Below are 15,265 nucleotides of genomic sequence, written 5' to 3'. Positions count from 1 at the left end.
GTCAACGCAAGGCGGCTATCCCCGACCGAGCACCAAGAGCCAGCCGACCGTGGTCGCGGTGGCGGTGAGCGTCGAGACCAGCACGGCGGCGGCCACCAAACCCTGCTCGCTCTTGTAGCGGGCGGCGAGCAGATAGGCGTTGATGCCCACCGGCATCGCCGCGAACAGCACGGCCACGCCGGCATAGGCCGGCGGCATGGTGAAGACGTGGAAGGCCAGGAGATAGACCGCCAGCGGGTGCAGCCCGAGCTTCAGGGCCGCGACGACGCTGGCGCCGGGTAGGTCGTGCAGCACCTTGTAGCGGGTGAGGCCGGCGCCGAGGGCGATCAGGGCGCAGGTCGAGGCGGTCCCGCCGAGCGAATCGACCAGCGCCTTCGGAATGCCGGAGAGCGAGAGCCCCGTCGCCTTCATCGCCATGCCGACGGCGAGCGCCAGGAAGATCGGGTTCTTGGCGAGCACCAGGGCGAGCGCCTTGAGACGCTGGCTCAAGGGCCGCTCGCCCTCCGATTCGATCAGGAAGGTCGCCGCGCCCATCATCAATGGCAGGTGAACGGCGAGCAGCATGAAGAGCGGGAAGGCACCCGATTCGCCGTAGGCCTGGAGAATCATCGGCACGCCGACGAAAACCGTGTTCGACTGGCTCGCGGCAAAGCCGTGCAGCACCGCGCCGCGCCGGTCCACACCCTCGGTGCGGCGTGCGATCAGCGAGCCGGTGGCCCAGGCGATGGCGGCCCCGCCGAAGTAGCTCGCCCAGTAGCCCCAGGCGATCTCGCCGGAGAGCCCCGGCCGCGTCAGCGTCGAGACGATCAGCGCCGGCACCGCGAGAGAGAACACGTATTCCGACAGGCCGTCGCCGACCCGTTCGGAAATGATCTTGGTGAGCGAGGCGAGCCAGCCGACGAGGACGAGGCCGAAGATCGGGATGATGAGGGTGAGCGCCGTCATCGGACGCGGGTGCCTTGTCGAACGGAAAAGGCCACCGGGCGCGATCCGCGCATCCGGTGGCCTTCCGATTCAGGGGGAAGAAGACGTTCGGGCCTCGAATCGGCCCGAAGCACTCAGGCGGCGGCGGGGGCCGCGACCTCGGCGAGCTTCTTCTCAATGTCGCGCTTGAGCAGGCGGGCGGTCTGCGACAGCTCGATCTCGCGCGCCTTGATGAGGAAGGCGTCGAGGCCGCCGCGGTGCTCGACCGAGCGCAGCGCGTGGGCGGTCACGCGCAGGCGGACGCGACGGTTGAGGGCGTCCGACTGCAGCGTGACGTTGCAGAGGTTCGGCAGGAACCGGCACTTGGTCTTCCGGTTCGAGTGGCTCACGAGGTGACCGACCTGGACGGCCTTGCCCGTGAGTTCGCAGCGACGCGACATCGTTACAGTCCTGTCAACGTTAGGCCGGGTCTCGGCGCTGAAGCGTTTCGGCAATGCCACACGGCTCTCGCGCCGAGGGCGTCGAACCCTCGCGACAATCGATACCGGCGGAGTCCTATGGAAGTGGCGAGCCTATAGGGGAGACGCGCCGGATTCGTCAAGGTCGGAGGGCGAGAAGTTCCGCGGGAGAGACCGTGGAATTACTGGATCGCCGTCCGTGCAAGCTGCCGTCCCGGCGTCGGTGAGGTGGCCTGCGCCGTCTTCGGTGCCGTGCGCCGCGCCGCCATGGCGCGCAGCTCCCGCACGTTGGCGGCGGCTTCCGCCGGGCCGAGATCCTGGGCCAGCACCTGCTCCGCCTCGTCGTAACGGCCCTTGAGGCCGAGCACCAGGGCGAGGTTCTGGCGCACGCGGGCATCCGCCTTCGGCTGTGCGACGGCGAGGCGCAGGGTCGTCTCGGCCTCGTCGAGGCGGCGGGAGAGTGCGTAGGAGAGGCCGAGATTCGACAGGACGCGCGGCTCGTTCGGCGCGATCTTGAGGGCGGCGTCGTAGAGGCCCTGTGCCCGGGCGTGATTGCCGGTCTCGTCCGCGACCGTCCCCTGGGCGGAGAGCACGCGCCAATCGGGCTGGGCCGGGCTGTGAGCGTTCTGAAGAACCTCGTTGGCCTCCTGGTAGCGGCCGGCATCGGCGAGGCTCTTGCCGTAGGCGGCGAGCACCGTCTTATCCTTCGGATTGCGCAGGGCCAGTTGCTACAGCACCGCCACCGCCTGGGACTTCTGGTCGGTCGCCCGAAGCGCCGCGGCGTAGCGCATGGCGTTGCGCGCATCGCCCGGATCGGCGTTGTAGCGCTCTGCCAAGGCCTCGACCTCGGCGCGGGGCGAGCGCTCCGAACGGCTCTTCCCGAACGGGTTGAGGCTGCCGAGTGAGCCGGTGGTCTCCGGCGAGCGGGACTGGCAGCCGGCAAGCCCGAGACCCACCAGGGCCAGGGCGAGCAGGCGCCGGGCACGGACCGTTCCAGGCTGGCTCGGGGCCCTGCCGCAGATGCCGGTCATGTCGTCCTCTCCCCCAATCCCACGGTCGGCGCTTGCGCCGTGCCGATGGCGGGGTGATAGAGCGTTAACCCTAATGGCCGGTTAAGCTTATTTTCCATGACCCCAGACCCGACATCGTCCGGAACCGCCCTCCTCGATGCGGCCGTCGGCGCAGTCCCGATCCGGTGCGTGACGGCGGACGGGTGGGCGACGATCGAGGCCGGCCTGCCGGCGCTCCAGCGCAGCTTCGCCGCCGCCACCGGATTCGCTCCGAAGGCGGGCCGGGTCGCGCTCCTGCCGGGTGAGGACGGTGGGCTCGGCCTCGTGCTGTTCGGCCTCGGCGAGGCGAAGGAAGGGCATCGCGACCGGTTTCTCACCGGCAAGCTACCGGGCGCTCTGCCCGCCGGCGACTACCGTCTCGAGCCCTGCGACGCCCTCGATGCCGTTGAGGCGGCGCTGGCTTGGCTGCTCGGCAGCTACCGGTTCGACCGCTACCGCAAGCCGGGCGACCCGCGCCCGCGCCTCGTGGCCCCGGATGGCGTCGATGCGGCGGCGCTCGGACGGATCGCGCAGGCGGTCGCGAGCGGGCGCGACCTCATCAACACTCCCGCCAACGACCTCGGGCCGGCCGAGGTGGAAGCCGCTGTGCGCGCCCTGGGCGAACGGTTTGGCGCGGCGGTTACCGTGACAGCGGGCGCCGAGCTGGGGAAGGAAGCTCCGCTCGTTCACGCGGTCGGCGCCGCCTCGCCGCGGGCGCCCCGTCTGATCGATCTGACCTGGGGCGCGCAGGATGCGCCGCGGGTGACGCTGGTCGGCAAGGGCGTCGTGTTCGACACCGGCGGCCTCGACATCAAGCCCGCCTCGAACATGCTCCTGATGAAGAAGGATATGGGTGGGGCCGCCGCGGCGCTGGCGGCGGCGGAGATGATCATGGGAGCCGGCCTGCCGGTGCGGCTGCGGCTGATCGTGCCGAGCGTCGAGAACGCCATTGCCGGCGACGCCTTCCGCCCCGGCGACGTGATCCGCTCCCGTGCCGGCCTCACGGTCGAGATCGGCAATACCGACGCAGAGGGGCGCCTGATCCTCGCCGACGCGCTGGCACTGGCCGATGCCGAGGAGCCGGACCTGATCCTCGATTTCGCCACGCTGACCGGTGCCGCCCGCGTCGCGCTCGGCCCCGACCTGCCGGCATTCTTCACCGAGGACGAGGGGCTTGCGGGCGCGGTCGCGGAGGCGGGCCTGCGCGTCAACGATCCCGTCTGGCGCCTGCCGCTGCATCCGCCCTACGCGAGCCTGCTCGAGTCGAAGGTCGCCGATCTCAACAACGCGCCGGGCGGCGGTTTCGCTGGGGCGATCACCGCGGCCCTGTTCCTGCGCCGCTTCGTGCGCCGGACCCGGGCGCACGTGCATTTCGACCTCTACGGCTGGAATCCCTCGACCAAGCCCGGACGGCCGGAGGGCGGCGAGGTGCAGACCGCCCGCCTCGCCTACGCCCTGGTGGCCGAGCGCTTCGGCCGCAAGCTCTGACGCGCTCAGGAGGCGTCCGTGTTCGGTGTCAGCGCCGCCCGGACGACGGCGACGCCTCCGGCAGGCGGCGTTCCTGAACCCGCGCCACGCTCGGCGGAAGTCCGTCCTCCGGTTTCGCCGAGCCCGGCTGGCCGGGGGCGGAGACGTCGCGCGAGCCGCCGTGCTCGAACGCCCAGCCCGCATTCACGCCGGCATAGAAGCCGGTGAAGTCCTCCGCCGCGGCCGGTGCCGAGCATAGGAGGAGCAGGCCGAGCGCGCTCATGGTCCGACGCATCGCGTTCTCATCATGATCTCAGCCGACCGGAGCCGGCTCGCGCAGCAATGGCGCCAAACGAAAACGGCGGCCGTGAGGCCGCCGTTTCCATCAATCCGTCAGGCGTCGATCAGTAATCGACGGTGATGCTGGAGGCCTCGCGGCCCTTCTGGCCCTCGACCACGCCGAGCGTGACCTGCTGGCCCTCGGCCAGGGAGTCCAGGCCGGCGCGGGAGAGCGCCGAGCGGTGGACGAATACGTCCTTGCCGCCGTCGTTCACCGAGACGAAGCCGAAGCCCTTGGCCGGATCGTACCACTTCACGGTGCCGGTCATCTCGACCGACGGACCGGAGGCGAAGCGTCCGCCGCCGCCACCGCCGAACCGATCACGGCCGCCGCCGGCGAAGCGATCACCGCCGCCGAAACGGTCGCCACCACCGAAGCGGTCGCCGCCGCCGCCGAAGCGCGGGCCCTCGCGACGGGGCGGAGCCGCCTCGGCCGTGGAGGTGTCGACGCTGGTCACCGCGGTGACCTGCGGACCCTTCTGCCCCTGGGCAGTCTGGACCGTCAGGCGTGTGCCGGGCAGGAGATCGTCGTGGCCGGCGGCCTCGACCGCGCGGATGTGGAGGAAGGCGTCGCCGGAACCGTCGCCCAGCTCCACGAAGCCGAAGCCCTTCTCCTTGTTGAACCACTTCACCGTGGCGTCACGCTCCGGACCCGACGGGGCCGCGGGCGCACGGGCCGGTCCGCGGTCGAAGCCGCCGCCACCGCCACCGCCGCCGTACCCGCCACCGAAGCGGTTACCACCGCCGCCGCCGCCGCCGAAGCGGTCACCGCCGCCGGGGGGCAGTTCGTCCGGCCAACGCGGCTCGGCACCACCCTCATCGAAGCCGCGCTTCTGCGGCCCCCTGAAATCACGACCACGTCCCATTGAAAGCTCGCAAAAACCGTCCGCCCGCCAAGTCTCGAATACCGCGTGCGCGCTATCTCGAGACAGCCGACGCGCCGCACTATCATCCCCCCGGCTGCGGCTACCGGGAGCGATGCCTCAGGTCTGACGCAATCCCGTCCATACCGCAAGGATCTTCTAACCGATCCGTGCTTCAGGCTCCGCATTTTCGCGGTGAAACTGCTTACGTACCCCTTTTGGGAAGGCGCGAGTGCCGATCCGGGTTGCACGCAAGGGAAGTAGTTGAGAACGATTCTCGAGCGTGATTCTCGCAGTTCGGGGATGCTTTAGGGAAACGCAAACCCGACCGCGACTAAGACTCGCCGTGAAACGCTCGGATCCGAACCGGGCGCCGGCCGCCGATGATCGCAACTCCGACCTTCCCGGATCTCTCCGCCCTCGTCGTGGACGAGAGCCTCTACATCCGCCGCATCGTGCGCGACATGCTGATGCGCGTCGGCATCAAGCGCGTGCTGGAGGCGCCCGACGGCGCGGAGGCGCTCGGCGTGCTCGCCGAGAGCAAGCCGGACCTCACCATCATCGACTGGGATCTGGCGATCCTCTCGGGCGAGGAGTTCATCCGGCTCGCCCGCACGCCCGCCACCTCGCCCTCGCCGACGGTGCCGATCATCCTGATGCTGGCCCAGCCGCGCCGCAACGTCGTCGACCGGGCGATCGCCCTGGGCGTCAACGAGATCATCGCCAAGCCCTTCTCGCCCAAGACGCTGTGGTCGCGGCTCGACGAGGTGATCAACCGGCCGCGGCCGTTCTCGCAGGTGAAGAGCCTCCTGCGTCCCCTCCCCCGCGCCAACGGCCTGTCGAAGATGGGCGCGATCTGACCGGACGCGGGCGGGTCAGCTTCGGCGCAAGCGCCGTCGATGGACGATCCCGACCCGGTCCGCCGGAGGGGTGTCGAGGTCGAAGCCCGACAATTCGCCGATACCGCCGGCCTCGTCGAGGCCGCGTTCGGTCACCGCGATCCGGAAGCCGTCCGCATGGGGCGTGACCGTGTAGAGATAGTAGGAGGCGCGCCGATTCGTGAGCAGCGTGCGCGCCGAGGCCGAGGGCGCGCCCACTACCGGCACGGGGCGCCCGTCCGGCCCGGTGATCCGGGCCACGGTACCGACATGGTTGTGCCCGTGCAGGATCAGATCCGCTCCCGCCCGTCCGATCATCGCCGCGAAGTCGGCCGCGTCCTTCAGCTCCCGTCCCGAGGCCGCGCCGCCCGGATGGGGCGGGTGATGAATCATCACCACCCGGCAAGGCCGGTCCGGCGCCGCCGCGAGATCGCGCAGCAGGCGCTCGGCCGCCTCGATCTGGGGCGCGCCGAGGCGCCCGCTGGCCACGAAGGGCTTGGTCGGGATCGCCGAGGACAGGCCGACCAGAGCGAGCGGCCCGCGCCGCCGCAGGAAGGGAAACAGACGGGTCTGCCCGTCATCGGCCTTCGTCCAGCCGCCGCAGGCGGCGAGCAGCCCCTCGAGTGAACCGCGGACATAGGCGTCGTGGTTGCCGGGCACGAAGCTGACCCGCTCGGACGGCCCCAGCGCCTCAAGGAAGAGACGGGCGCTCTCCCACTCGTCCGGAAGGCCGAGATTGCACAGGTCGCCGGTGCAGGCGACGTGATCGGCCCCCTGGTCGTGCAGGTCGGCAATGAGGGCGCCGAGCAGGTCCATATCGTGATGGCGCCCGCGGCCCCGGTGCCAGTTTACGTAGCCGGCCGCCCGCTTGCTGAGAAGCTGGCGCAGGCGCGGCCGCGGCAGCGGCCCGACATGGGGGTCGGTGAGATGGGCGAGACGGAACATGCGCCGTCCCGCATCGCGGCAACGCGCGCCGACGTCAATATCGGGAACTCTGCCGCACCGGACGATCGCCGATGCGGCTCCGGCATCGTATAGCGTATGTTAAAATAGTGGCGTGTCTCCGTTGCGTCGATCCCAGGGTCGGAGGTAGACAGCCACCGTTCCGGTCGCCTCGGCACGACAGGCGGGCCGGCCTGAGATCGAGCGAAGCGGGACAGGGCGGTCCGAACTCATGGGCCTGATCAAGACCATCGGCCGCAAGCCCGGGGTGCAGCGGGTGCTCGCCACCGTCGCCTCCAGCTACCTTCGGCTAGTCCGGCGCACCAACCGCTTCACCGTGGAGCCCGCCGACGCCTATGCCCGGCTCGACGCCTACGGTCCGTTCATCGCGGCGATGTGGCACGGCCAGCACATCATGATTTCGTTCATGCGCCGGCCGCAGGACCGGGTCGCCACGATCATCTCGCGCTCGCCGGACGGCAACATCAACACCATGGCCCTGACGCGGATGGGCGTTCGGGTGATGCGCGCCTCCGGCGCCCGCGGGCGTGCCGTCAAGGACGCCCGCGCCAAGGGCGGCGCCGAGGGCCTGCGGGCGATGGTGAAGGCGCTGAAGGGCGGCGAGACGGTCGCCTTCTCCGCCGATGTGCCCAAGGTCTCGCGTGTGTGCGATGCCGGGATCATCATGCTGGCGCGCTTCTCCGGCGCCCCCATCGTTCCGGTGGCGGTTGTGACGAGCCGGCACATCCGCTTCAATTCCTGGGACCGGGCCTGCCTCGGTCTGCCCTTCGGCCGCGGCGCCATGGTGTTCGGCGAGCCGACCTACGTGCCCCGCGAGGTGACGCCGGACGAGGTCGATGCCCTGCGCCAGCGGGTCCAGGCCGAGTTGAACCGCGTCCACGACCGGGCCTACACCCTCGTCGGCCGGCCGGACCGGGTCGGCGGCGCGCCCGCCGCCGCGCCGCAGGGCATCCCGGCGTGAGGAGGGTGCCGAAGCTCCCCGTCACGCTGCGCGCCTACCGCTACGGGCTCTATCTCGGCGAGCCGGCCGTGGCCGGCCTGCTGGCGTGGCGCTCGCGCCGGGGCAAGGAGGATCCGGGGAGGCTCCCGGAGCGGCGCGGCCTCCCCGGACGGGCGCGGCCGGTCGGCCATCTCGTGTGGATGCACGGCGCCAGCATCGGCGAGGCGCTCTCCCTCGTCGGGCTGGTCGAAGGCATGATCGCCCGCGGCTGCTCGGTCCTCGTCACCACCGGCACGCGCAGCGCGGCCGATCTCCTGAGCAAGCGCCTGCCCGCGGGCGCCGTGCATCAGTACATGCCGCTCGATGCGCCGCGCTGGATCGAGCGCTTCCTCGCGCATTGGCGACCGGACCTCGCCATCGTCGCCGAGTCCGAGATCTGGCCCAACACCATCATCTCGCTTCACCGCCGCGGCATCCCGCTCGTGCTCGTCAACGGCCGGATGTCGGAGCGCTCGTTCAAGGCCTGGACGCGCTCACCCGACACCGCCCGGGCCCTGCTGGCCCGTATCGCCGTCTGCCTCGTGCAGACCCGAGAGGACGGTGAGCGCTTCGCCCGGCTCGGCGCGCCGCGCATCAACGTGGTCGGCAATCTCAAATACGATTCCGCCGTGCCGCCGGCCGATTCGCAGCAGCTCGCCTATCTCGGCGACATGATCGGGGACCGGCCGGTCTGGGTCGCGGCCAGCACCCATGCCGGCGAGGACGAGATCATCGCCCGCATCCATGCCGGCCTGAAGGCGCGCTTCCCGCGCCTGCTAACGGTGATCGTGCCGCGCCATCCCCGCCGGGGCGAGGAGGTGGCCCGCATCGCCGCCGAGGCCGGCCTGCGCGTAAGCCGGCGGTCCAAGGGCGGGCGCCCGCTGCCCTCCATCGACCTCTACGTCGCCGACACGCTCGGCGAGCTCGGCCTGTTCTACCGGCTCTGCCCGCTCGTCTTCCTCGGCGGTTCGCTGGTGCCGCACGGAGGCCAGAACCCGATTGAGCCGGTGCGTCTGGACAGCGCCATCCTGCACGGGCCCCATGTTCACAACTTCCATGAGCCCTACGGCGCGCTCGATGCCGGCGCGGGAGCGCGCAGGGTCGCCGACGAGGCGGAACTCCTGATGGCCGTCGGCGATCTGGTCGCCGATCCGCGGGCGCTGGCGGCGATGTGGGCCAAGGGCCAGGCGGCGCTCGTGCCGCTCGAGGGCGCGGTGGGGCGCACCTTCGCCGTGCTCGAGCCCTACGTCGCGCAGATGAAGCTCTCGGCGCGCGAGCGCGACTGAGGCCGCGATGCGCCCGCCCGGTTTCTGGTCCCGGCCCCCCACGCATCCCCTCGCCCGGCTCCTGGCGCCCGCCGGCCGGCTGTACGGCGGCCTGACCGCCAACCGGATGGACCGGGCCGGTGCGATGCCGCCCTGCCCCGTCCTGTGCGTCGGCAACTTCACCCTCGGCGGTGCCGGCAAGACGCCGTCGGCGCTGGCCCTGGCCCGCCTCCTGCGCGAACTCGGCCGAGCGCCGGCCTTCCTCAGCCGCGGCTATGGTGGCCGGCTCGCCGGGCCAGTGATCGTGGATCCCGCACGGCACGCAGCGGCCGAGGTCGGCGACGAACCGCTGCTGCTGGCGCGGGCCGGCATCACGGTGGTCGCCCGCGACCGCCCCGCCGGCGCCCGCCTCTGCGCCGAGGCCGGTGCCGACGTGATCGTCATGGATGACGGCTTGCAGAATCCGAGTCTGACCAAGACGCTCTCGCTCGCGGTGGTCGATGGCGGGGCCGGCATCGGCAACGGCTTGCCCTTCCCCGCCGGGCCGCTGAGGGCGCCGCTCGCTCGCCAGTGGCCGCATGTCGGAGGCCTCGTGCTGGTCGGCAGCGGCGCGCCCGGCGCGGCTCTGGCGGCCGAGGCGGACCGCCGGGGCCTGCCGGTCCATCGCGCCCACCTCGTGTCCGAGGAAGGTCCGGATTGGGCCGGATGCCGCGTCATCGCCTTCGCCGGGATCGGACGCCCGGAAAAGTTCTTCGAGACGCTGCGGAGCCTGGGTGCCGAGATCGTGGCCGAGCGGGCCTTTCCCGATCATCATCCCTTCCGGCCGGACGAACTCGCGGCGCTCTCGGCGCTCGCCGCACGCGAGGGCGCCGAACTCGTCACGACGGAGAAGGATGCGGTTCGCCTTCCCGCAGAGGCACGCGCCGCGGTGCGGGTGCTGCGGGTTGCCCTCGCCTTCGCCGACGAAGCGCGGCTTCGCCGGCAGCTGGAAGCGGCGTTCCCGCGCGCCTGACCCGCGCAGGTCGTTCGGGGCCGGCGGACGAGCCGCCGCGCCTCTACCGGGCGGCGCCAATCTCCTTCAGGCGCTGCATCGCCGCCTCGGGGGTCGCGTAGGCCTCCTGGCGGTCGACGTTCCAGTAGCGCAGGGCATCGAGCGGGATCGGCTCGCCGGTCACCGCACAGCGCACGTAGGTGCCGGGCTTGATCACCCGCATGGTGCCGTCGCCGAACTCGACCTTGGCTTCGCCGCCGGCCGATCCCCGATCGTAGCGTCCGAGCATTGTATGGGCTCCCGGTGCCGCGCCCGCGCGCGCTCGGACTGCCTTAGAAGCCCGGCACGGCCCTGTCGATGGGCCCACCCCTCGACAGGGCACCCGGCCTCGGGCCAAACGAAACACGCTTCACGTCGCTTCGGGATTGTCCGTGACCGAGCCTGACATCGATGCCCTGTTCGAAGCCGCCGCAGCGGTGCGGGATCGGGCCCACGCGCCCTATTCGGGCTTTCATGTCGGCGCCGCATTGCTGGACGAGGCCGGGCGCATCCATGCCGGCTGCAACGTCGAGAACGCCGCCTACCCGGTCGGCACCTGCGCCGAGGCCGGCGCCATCGCCGGGATGGTCGCGGCCGGCGGACGCCGGATTCGCGCGATCCTCGTGCTCGCCGACAGTGCCTCCCCGGTCACGCCCTGCGGTGCCTGCCGCCAACGCATCCGCGAATTCGCCGGCCCCGGTACGCCGATCCTTTTGGGCGGTCCCGATGGACTGCGCGCCCGCTACACCCTCGACCACCTGCTGCCCGCCTCCTTCGGCCCGGAGCATCTCGTCCATGGCGCCTGAGGATGCGGCGATCGCTCATTTGCGGGCCGAGGGCTTTTTCGGTCCCTGTGACCTGGCGGTCGTCACGGGGACCGGCCTCGGCGCCCTCGTCGAGGCGGTGGAGGATCGCCGCAGCCTCGCCTATGAGGCGATTCCCGGCTTTCCCGCGCCCGGCGTCACCGGCCACGGTGGGCACCTGCATCGCGGTCGCCTCGCGGGGCGGCCGGTTCTCGTCTTCGAGGGGCGCGTTCACGCCTACGAGCGTGGCGATGCCGGGGCCATGCGCGTCCCGCTCACGGCGGCGCGGGCACTCGGCGCCGGGAGGCTCCTGCTCACCAACGCCGCCGGTTCGCTGAGGCCGGAGGTCGGACCCGGCCGCCTCGTGATGCTGGACGACCATATCAACCTGTCGGGCCTCAATCCGCTGATCGGCGAGGCGAGCGATGCCCGCTTCGTGCCGATGACCGGTGCCTACGATCCCGATTTGCGCGCCGCTCTCGGCGCGGCGGCGGAGGCGATCGGGCTTCCGTTGTCGACGGGCATCTATGCGTGGTTCTCGGGTCCGAGCTTCGAGACTCCCGCCGAGGTGCGCATGGCCGGCATTCTCGGCGCCGACCTCGTCGGCATGTCCACCGTGCCCGAGACGATCCTCGCCCGGTTTCTCGGGCTTCGTGTCGCCGCGATCTCGGTGGTGACCAACCTCGCGGCGGGAATCGCGGGCGGCGACCCGCACCATGCCGAGACCAAGGCCGTCGCCGCGCGGGCGGGGACCGACCTTGCCCGGCTCGCCACCGCCTTCGTCGGCCGCCTACCCGAAGCGTGAGGAACGCGGATGAGTGCTTCCCTATCCCCGCAGGACGCGGCCGCCGTGGCCCGGCGCGCCCTGCCGCTGCTCGATCTCACGGATCTGAGCGATGCCGCCACGGCCGCCGCGGCCGACGACCTCTGCGGGAAGGCCCGCGCGAGCGGGGTCGTCGCCGTCTGTGTCTGGCCCGATTTCGTTGCGGGATGCGCCCGGGCGCTTCGCGACAGCGGGGTGCGGGTCGCCACCGTGATCAACTTTCCGCAGGGCGGTGACGACGTCGCGCGCAGCGTCGCGGACACCCGCGCCACCCTGGCCGACGGCGCCGATGAGATCGACCTCGTCCTGCCCTATCGCGCGCTGATGCGCGGTGAGGAAGAGGGCGCGCGGGCGATGGTCGCGGCCGTGCGCGAGGCCTGCGCCGGCAGGCTCCTCAAGGTGATCCTCGAGACGGGCGAACTCGAAAGTCCGGCGCTGATCGCGCGGGCGAGCCGCCTGTCGCTCGAAGCCGGCGCCGACTTCATCAAGACCTCCACCGGCAAGACGCCGGTCTCCGCCACGCTGCCGGCCGCCGAGATCATGCTGAACACGATCCGCGCGTGCACCGAGCATCCGGCGGGACTCAAGGTCTCCGGCGGCCTGCGCCGGGTCGAGGATGCGGGCGCCTATCTCGCGCTTGCCGACCGGGCCATGGGACCGGATTGGGTGAGTCCGAGCACCTTCCGGATCGGGGCGAGTGCGCTCCATGCCGAACTCGTGCGCGCCTTGGAGGCCGCACCATGAGGATTCCCCAAGAAATCATTCGCGACAAGCGCGACGGGCGAACTCTGTCGGAGGCCGACATTGCCGGCTTCATCGAGGGCCTGACGCAGGATCGGGTCACCGAGGGGCAGGCGGCAGCGTTCGCCATGGCGGTGTTCTTCCGCGGTCTCTGCCTCGACGAGCGCGTGGCGCTGACCCGTGCCATGACCCAGTCGGGCACCGTGCTCGCGTGGGATCTGCCCGGACCGGTCCTCGACAAGCACTCCACCGGCGGCGTCGGCGATACCGTGAGCCTTCCCCTGGCGGCCATGGTCGCGGCCTGCGGCGGCTTCGTGCCGATGATCTCCGGGCGCGGCCTCGGCCATACCGGCGGCACGCTGGACAAGCTTGCGAGCATTCCCGGCTACGACGTGGCGCCGGGCCTCGATCGGTTCCGGCGGGTCACGGCCGAAGTCGGCTGCGCCATCATCGGCCAGACCGCCGACCTCGCGCCCGCCGATCGGCGCCTCTATGCGATCCGCGACGTCACCGGGACGGTCGAGTCCCTCGACCTCATCACCGCCTCGATCCTCTCGAAGAAGCTTGCGGCCGGGCTCCAGGGCCTCGTCATGGACGTGAAGACCGGCTCCGGCGCCTTCATGGCGCAACGCGCCGAGGCGCGGGCGCTTGCGGAGAGCATCGTCACGGTGGCCAACGCGGCGGGGCTCCGCACCCGCGCCCTCGTGACCGATATGGACGCGCCCCTGGCCTCGAGTGCCGGAAACGCGGTCGAGGTGGCCTACGCCGTCGATTACCTCACCGGCCGCGCCCGCGAGCCGCGTTTCCACGCGGTGACCCTGGCGCTCGCCGCCGAGATGCTGGTGATCGGCGGACTCGCCGCGGATGTCGGTGAGGCGGACGGGCGGCTGACGGCGGCCCTCGAGTCCGGCCGCGCCTGCGAGGTGTTTGCGCGGATGGTGACGGCGCTCGGCGGACCGGGCGATCTCGTGGAGGCACCCGATCGCTACCTGAAGCGGGCACCGGTCGTACGGCCGGTGACGGCGCCGGGATCGGGCGTGGTGGAGCGCGTCGAGACCCGCGCCATCGGCCTGGCGGCGATCGGCCTCGGCGGCGGCCGAACCCGGCCGCAAGACGCCATCGATTCGAGCGTCGGGTTCACCGGCCTGGTTCGGCCCGGCGATCGGTTGGAGAAGGGCGATCCGATCGGCATGGTCCATGCGGCGGACGAGGCGAGCGCCGCGCGGGCCGAGTCGGCCCTGCGGAGCGCCTATCGGATCGGTATGGTCTCACCGGATGCGTGCGAGCCCGTGATGGAACGGCTCGGCTGAATACCTCCGGCGTCTCGCGAAGCGCGAGAGAAGGCGCTCCGCAACGAGAAGGGGCCGGACGAGGCTGTCCGCCTCATCCGGCCCCGGTCGATAAGCCCGTTCGCCTACCAGTGATGATGATGGCCCCCGTGGCGGCGATGCCCCCAATGGCCGTGGTGATGGTGGCGGTGGCCCCAGCCATGGTGGTGGTGACCCCAGTGGCGGCGATGGTGACCCCAGTGCCCGTGATGATGGTGGCGATGCCCCCAATGGCCGTGGTGATGGCGGCGGTGGCCGAAATGATGATGGTGCCACTGCACCGTCTCGACCGTCGCCTCCGATGCCAGGGCCGTCGCCGGAGCCGGCGCCAGCGGGGCGGTGTTGGCGACTGTGACGCCACCGAAAAGCCCCCCGGCCATCAGCGCGAGTGCGGCGAGCGCGAAGCGAGAGCGACGGGGTGAGGATGGTTCCGACATCATGTGACCTCCGTTCATCGGGCCGTCCTGGCGGCCTTGTGAGCGAAGCTAGAAGCCACCGGATGAACGGGTACTGAGCGGACCGCGTACATTGAGAAACAAGGGCGCGGGATCGGCGAGAAGAGCCAATCGCCGTCGGTCCTCGTTCCGCCGACAAGCTGCGTGGGTCAGCCGTGACCGACATCCGCAACTTCATCGGGATCAACGAGCGTCCCCAAAACGAAGTTCGGCCGGTGCGGATCGCCTTCGAAACGTCAGGCGATGCTGCCCTTCGCCTCGGGGCGCCGGTAGACCCACACGCGGGCCGGAGGCAGGTTGAGCCAGACCTTGTTGGAGCGGCTCGCGGTGTAGCTGCCCGCCTCGCACTTGGCCGGGATCGGCGGCACGACGGCGTAGGTGAACTGCACGAAGGGCGCACCCGGATGCATCAGGTCGTGGGCGCCCTGGAGAAGGTCGAGGCGCTGCTCGAGCGGCTTGGTGAACAGAGGCAGGCTCGAGATGGTCGCGGCGCAGGGACCGTCGAGCTTGTCGCGCAGCGTCTCGCGGATCCGGTAGGCATCGCCGCCGATCACGGTCACGCCGGGGAAGCGTCGGCGCAGCAGCGTGCAGAAATCGGGATTGAACTCGACGAGGACGAGCCGCTCCGGATCGAAGCCGCGGCGAATCAGGGCCTCGGTCACCGGACCCGTGCCCGGTCCAAGCTCGATCACCGGGCCAGAGACGTTCGGGTCGGCATAGGCGGCCATGGTGCGCGCCAGCATCCGGCCCGACGGTGTCACCGCGCCGGTGACCAGCGGGCGCTCGAACCAGGAGCGCAGGAAGCGCGCCTCGTCCTCCAGGGGATCCTTGCGCTCGCGGATGACGCGTGAGGCGGCGACGGCTCGGGCACTGGAACGGCGAAGCGGCGGCACGTCCGAA

Annotated in this window: 17 protein-coding genes and 1 pseudogene; 9 read left to right on the top strand and 9 right to left on the bottom strand. The window is 71.2% G+C overall.

What is annotated here, in order from left to right:
* Window positions 1-15 precede the first annotated feature (15 nt).
* The 3 genes and pseudogenes from MPPM_RS16175 to MPPM_RS16165 all read right to left on the bottom strand — a co-directional run bounded on the left by MPPM_RS16175 (window position 16) and on the right by MPPM_RS16165 (window position 2,413).
* A complete protein-coding gene (locus MPPM_RS16175; protein ID WP_096485925.1) occupies window positions 16-945 on the bottom strand; it encodes an AEC family transporter in 930 nt (309 codons plus the stop codon).
* A gap of 113 nt (window positions 946-1,058) precedes the next feature.
* Entirely contained in the window at window positions 1,059-1,364 is a 306-nt protein-coding gene (gene rpmB / locus MPPM_RS16170; RefSeq protein WP_096485924.1) for a 50S ribosomal protein L28, read from the bottom strand.
* A 200-nt stretch (window positions 1,365-1,564) separates the two neighbouring features.
* Window positions 1,565-2,413: pseudogene (locus MPPM_RS16165) on the bottom strand (tetratricopeptide repeat protein).
* 96 nt (window positions 2,414-2,509) lie between these two features.
* On the opposite strand from MPPM_RS16165, the gene MPPM_RS16160 reads away from it, so the two are divergent.
* Complete coding sequence (locus MPPM_RS16160) at window positions 2,510-3,919, top strand: leucyl aminopeptidase family protein (protein WP_096485923.1); 1,410 nt, start codon at window positions 2,510-2,512, stop codon at window positions 3,917-3,919.
* Between the two features lie 28 nt (window positions 3,920-3,947).
* On the opposite strand, the gene MPPM_RS16155 is transcribed toward MPPM_RS16160, so the two are convergent.
* Window positions 3,948-4,193 (bottom strand): hypothetical protein, encoded by a 246-nt coding sequence (locus tag MPPM_RS16155; RefSeq protein ID WP_096485922.1) that lies wholly within the window; start codon window positions 4,191-4,193, stop codon window positions 3,948-3,950.
* A 109-nt stretch (window positions 4,194-4,302) separates the two neighbouring features.
* Window positions 4,303-5,103, bottom strand: coding sequence for a cold-shock protein (locus MPPM_RS29215; RefSeq protein WP_096485921.1), 801 nt, complete (start codon window positions 5,101-5,103; stop codon window positions 4,303-4,305).
* 380 nt (window positions 5,104-5,483) lie between these two features.
* Between MPPM_RS29215 and MPPM_RS16145 the strand changes: the two genes are divergently transcribed.
* Entirely contained in the window at window positions 5,484-5,960 is a 477-nt protein-coding gene (locus MPPM_RS16145; RefSeq protein WP_096485920.1) for a response regulator, read from the top strand.
* Window positions 5,961-5,975: 15 nt separating this feature from the next.
* Here MPPM_RS16145 and MPPM_RS16140 read toward each other — a convergent pair whose 3' ends face one another.
* Window positions 5,976-6,923, bottom strand: coding sequence for a metallophosphoesterase family protein (locus MPPM_RS16140; protein WP_096485919.1), 948 nt, complete (start codon window positions 6,921-6,923; stop codon window positions 5,976-5,978).
* Window positions 6,924-7,152: 229 nt separating this feature from the next.
* Between MPPM_RS16140 and MPPM_RS16135 the strand changes: the two genes are divergently transcribed.
* The 3 genes from MPPM_RS16135 to lpxK are packed head-to-tail and all read left to right on the top strand — an operon-like array spanning window position 7,153 to window position 10,197.
* Window positions 7,153-7,902 carry a lysophospholipid acyltransferase family protein gene (locus MPPM_RS16135; protein WP_096485918.1) on the top strand — a complete coding sequence of 250 codons (750 nt, stop codon included), beginning with the start codon at window positions 7,153-7,155 and terminating at the stop codon, window positions 7,900-7,902.
* Window positions 7,903-7,907: 5 nt separating this feature from the next.
* A complete protein-coding gene (locus MPPM_RS16130; RefSeq protein WP_173807920.1) occupies window positions 7,908-9,206 on the top strand; it encodes a 3-deoxy-D-manno-octulosonic acid transferase in 1,299 nt (432 codons plus the stop codon).
* A 7-nt stretch (window positions 9,207-9,213) separates the two neighbouring features.
* Window positions 9,214-10,197, top strand: a complete 984-nt coding sequence (lpxK, locus tag MPPM_RS16125) for a tetraacyldisaccharide 4'-kinase (RefSeq protein ID WP_096485916.1) — start codon at window positions 9,214-9,216, stop codon at window positions 10,195-10,197.
* A 43-nt stretch (window positions 10,198-10,240) separates the two neighbouring features.
* Here the strand turns inward: lpxK and MPPM_RS16120 are convergent, their stop codons facing one another.
* A complete protein-coding gene (locus tag MPPM_RS16120; RefSeq protein WP_096485915.1) occupies window positions 10,241-10,465 on the bottom strand; it encodes a DUF2093 domain-containing protein in 225 nt (74 codons plus the stop codon).
* Between MPPM_RS16120 and MPPM_RS16115 the strand changes: the two genes are divergently transcribed.
* The 4 genes from MPPM_RS16115 to deoA are packed head-to-tail and all read left to right on the top strand — an operon-like array spanning window position 10,464 to window position 13,892.
* A complete protein-coding gene (locus MPPM_RS16115; protein WP_096485914.1) occupies window positions 10,464-11,021 on the top strand; it encodes a cytidine deaminase in 558 nt (185 codons plus the stop codon). The two genes, MPPM_RS16120 and MPPM_RS16115, sit on opposite strands and share 2 nt — an antisense overlap.
* Window positions 11,011-11,823: a purine-nucleoside phosphorylase gene (locus MPPM_RS16110; protein ID WP_096485913.1), complete on the top strand. Its 813-nt coding sequence runs from the start codon at window positions 11,011-11,013 to the stop codon at window positions 11,821-11,823. Before MPPM_RS16115 ends, MPPM_RS16110 begins: the two co-directional genes overlap by 11 nt.
* Window positions 11,824-11,832: 9 nt before the next feature.
* A complete protein-coding gene (deoC, locus tag MPPM_RS16105) occupies window positions 11,833-12,585 on the top strand; it encodes a deoxyribose-phosphate aldolase (protein WP_096485912.1) in 753 nt (250 codons plus the stop codon).
* Entirely contained in the window at window positions 12,582-13,892 is a 1,311-nt protein-coding gene (gene deoA, locus MPPM_RS16100) for a thymidine phosphorylase (protein WP_096485911.1), read from the top strand. Before deoC ends, deoA begins: the two co-directional genes overlap by 4 nt.
* Before the next feature lie 104 nt (window positions 13,893-13,996).
* On the opposite strand, the gene MPPM_RS16095 is transcribed toward deoA, so the two are convergent.
* Both MPPM_RS16095 and MPPM_RS16090 read right to left on the bottom strand, forming a co-directional pair.
* Window positions 13,997-14,365 carry a hypothetical protein gene (locus MPPM_RS16095; protein WP_244573327.1) on the bottom strand — a complete coding sequence of 123 codons (369 nt, stop codon included), beginning with the start codon at window positions 14,363-14,365 and terminating at the stop codon, window positions 13,997-13,999.
* Between the two features lie 236 nt (window positions 14,366-14,601).
* Window positions 14,602-15,258: a class I SAM-dependent methyltransferase gene (locus MPPM_RS16090; protein ID WP_096485910.1), complete on the bottom strand. Its 657-nt coding sequence runs from the start codon at window positions 15,256-15,258 to the stop codon at window positions 14,602-14,604.
* Window positions 15,259-15,265 lie beyond the last annotated feature (7 nt).

Origin of the sequence: Methylorubrum populi (assembly GCF_002355515.1) — a bacterium.
Taxonomy (GTDB): domain Bacteria; phylum Pseudomonadota; class Alphaproteobacteria; order Rhizobiales; family Beijerinckiaceae; genus Methylobacterium; species Methylobacterium populi_A.
The sequence above is the reverse complement of the archived record's forward strand: the minus strand, read 5'-3'. Positions and strand labels throughout refer to the sequence as shown.

What these genes read in the sequence shown, in the direction of transcription:
- MPPM_RS16175 (WP_096485925.1), bottom strand. Translation starts at nt 945, where the DNA reads ATGACGGCGCTCACCCTCATCATCCCGATCTTCGGCCTCGTCCTCGTC.
- rpmB (WP_096485924.1), bottom strand. Translation starts at nt 1,364, where the DNA reads ATGTCGCGTCGCTGCGAACTCACGGGCAAGGCCGTCCAGGTCGGTCAC.
- MPPM_RS16160 (WP_096485923.1), top strand. Translation starts at nt 2,510, where the DNA reads ATGACCCCAGACCCGACATCGTCCGGAACCGCCCTCCTCGATGCGGCC.
- MPPM_RS16155 (WP_096485922.1), bottom strand. Translation starts at nt 4,193, where the DNA reads ATGCGTCGGACCATGAGCGCGCTCGGCCTGCTCCTCCTATGCTCGGCA.
- MPPM_RS29215 (WP_096485921.1), bottom strand. Translation starts at nt 5,103, where the DNA reads ATGGGACGTGGTCGTGATTTCAGGGGGCCGCAGAAGCGCGGCTTCGAT.
- MPPM_RS16145 (WP_096485920.1), top strand. Translation starts at nt 5,484, where the DNA reads ATGATCGCAACTCCGACCTTCCCGGATCTCTCCGCCCTCGTCGTGGAC.
- MPPM_RS16140 (WP_096485919.1), bottom strand. Translation starts at nt 6,923, where the DNA reads ATGTTCCGTCTCGCCCATCTCACCGACCCCCATGTCGGGCCGCTGCCG.
- MPPM_RS16135 (WP_096485918.1), top strand. Translation starts at nt 7,153, where the DNA reads ATGGGCCTGATCAAGACCATCGGCCGCAAGCCCGGGGTGCAGCGGGTG.
- lpxK (WP_096485916.1), top strand. Translation starts at nt 9,214, where the DNA reads ATGCGCCCGCCCGGTTTCTGGTCCCGGCCCCCCACGCATCCCCTCGCC.
- MPPM_RS16120 (WP_096485915.1), bottom strand. Translation starts at nt 10,465, where the DNA reads ATGCTCGGACGCTACGATCGGGGATCGGCCGGCGGCGAAGCCAAGGTC.
- MPPM_RS16110 (WP_096485913.1), top strand. Translation starts at nt 11,011, where the DNA reads ATGGCGCCTGAGGATGCGGCGATCGCTCATTTGCGGGCCGAGGGCTTT.
- deoC (WP_096485912.1), top strand. Translation starts at nt 11,833, where the DNA reads ATGAGTGCTTCCCTATCCCCGCAGGACGCGGCCGCCGTGGCCCGGCGC.
- deoA (WP_096485911.1), top strand. Translation starts at nt 12,582, where the DNA reads ATGAGGATTCCCCAAGAAATCATTCGCGACAAGCGCGACGGGCGAACT.
- MPPM_RS16095 (WP_244573327.1), bottom strand. Translation starts at nt 14,365, where the DNA reads ATGAACGGAGGTCACATGATGTCGGAACCATCCTCACCCCGTCGCTCT.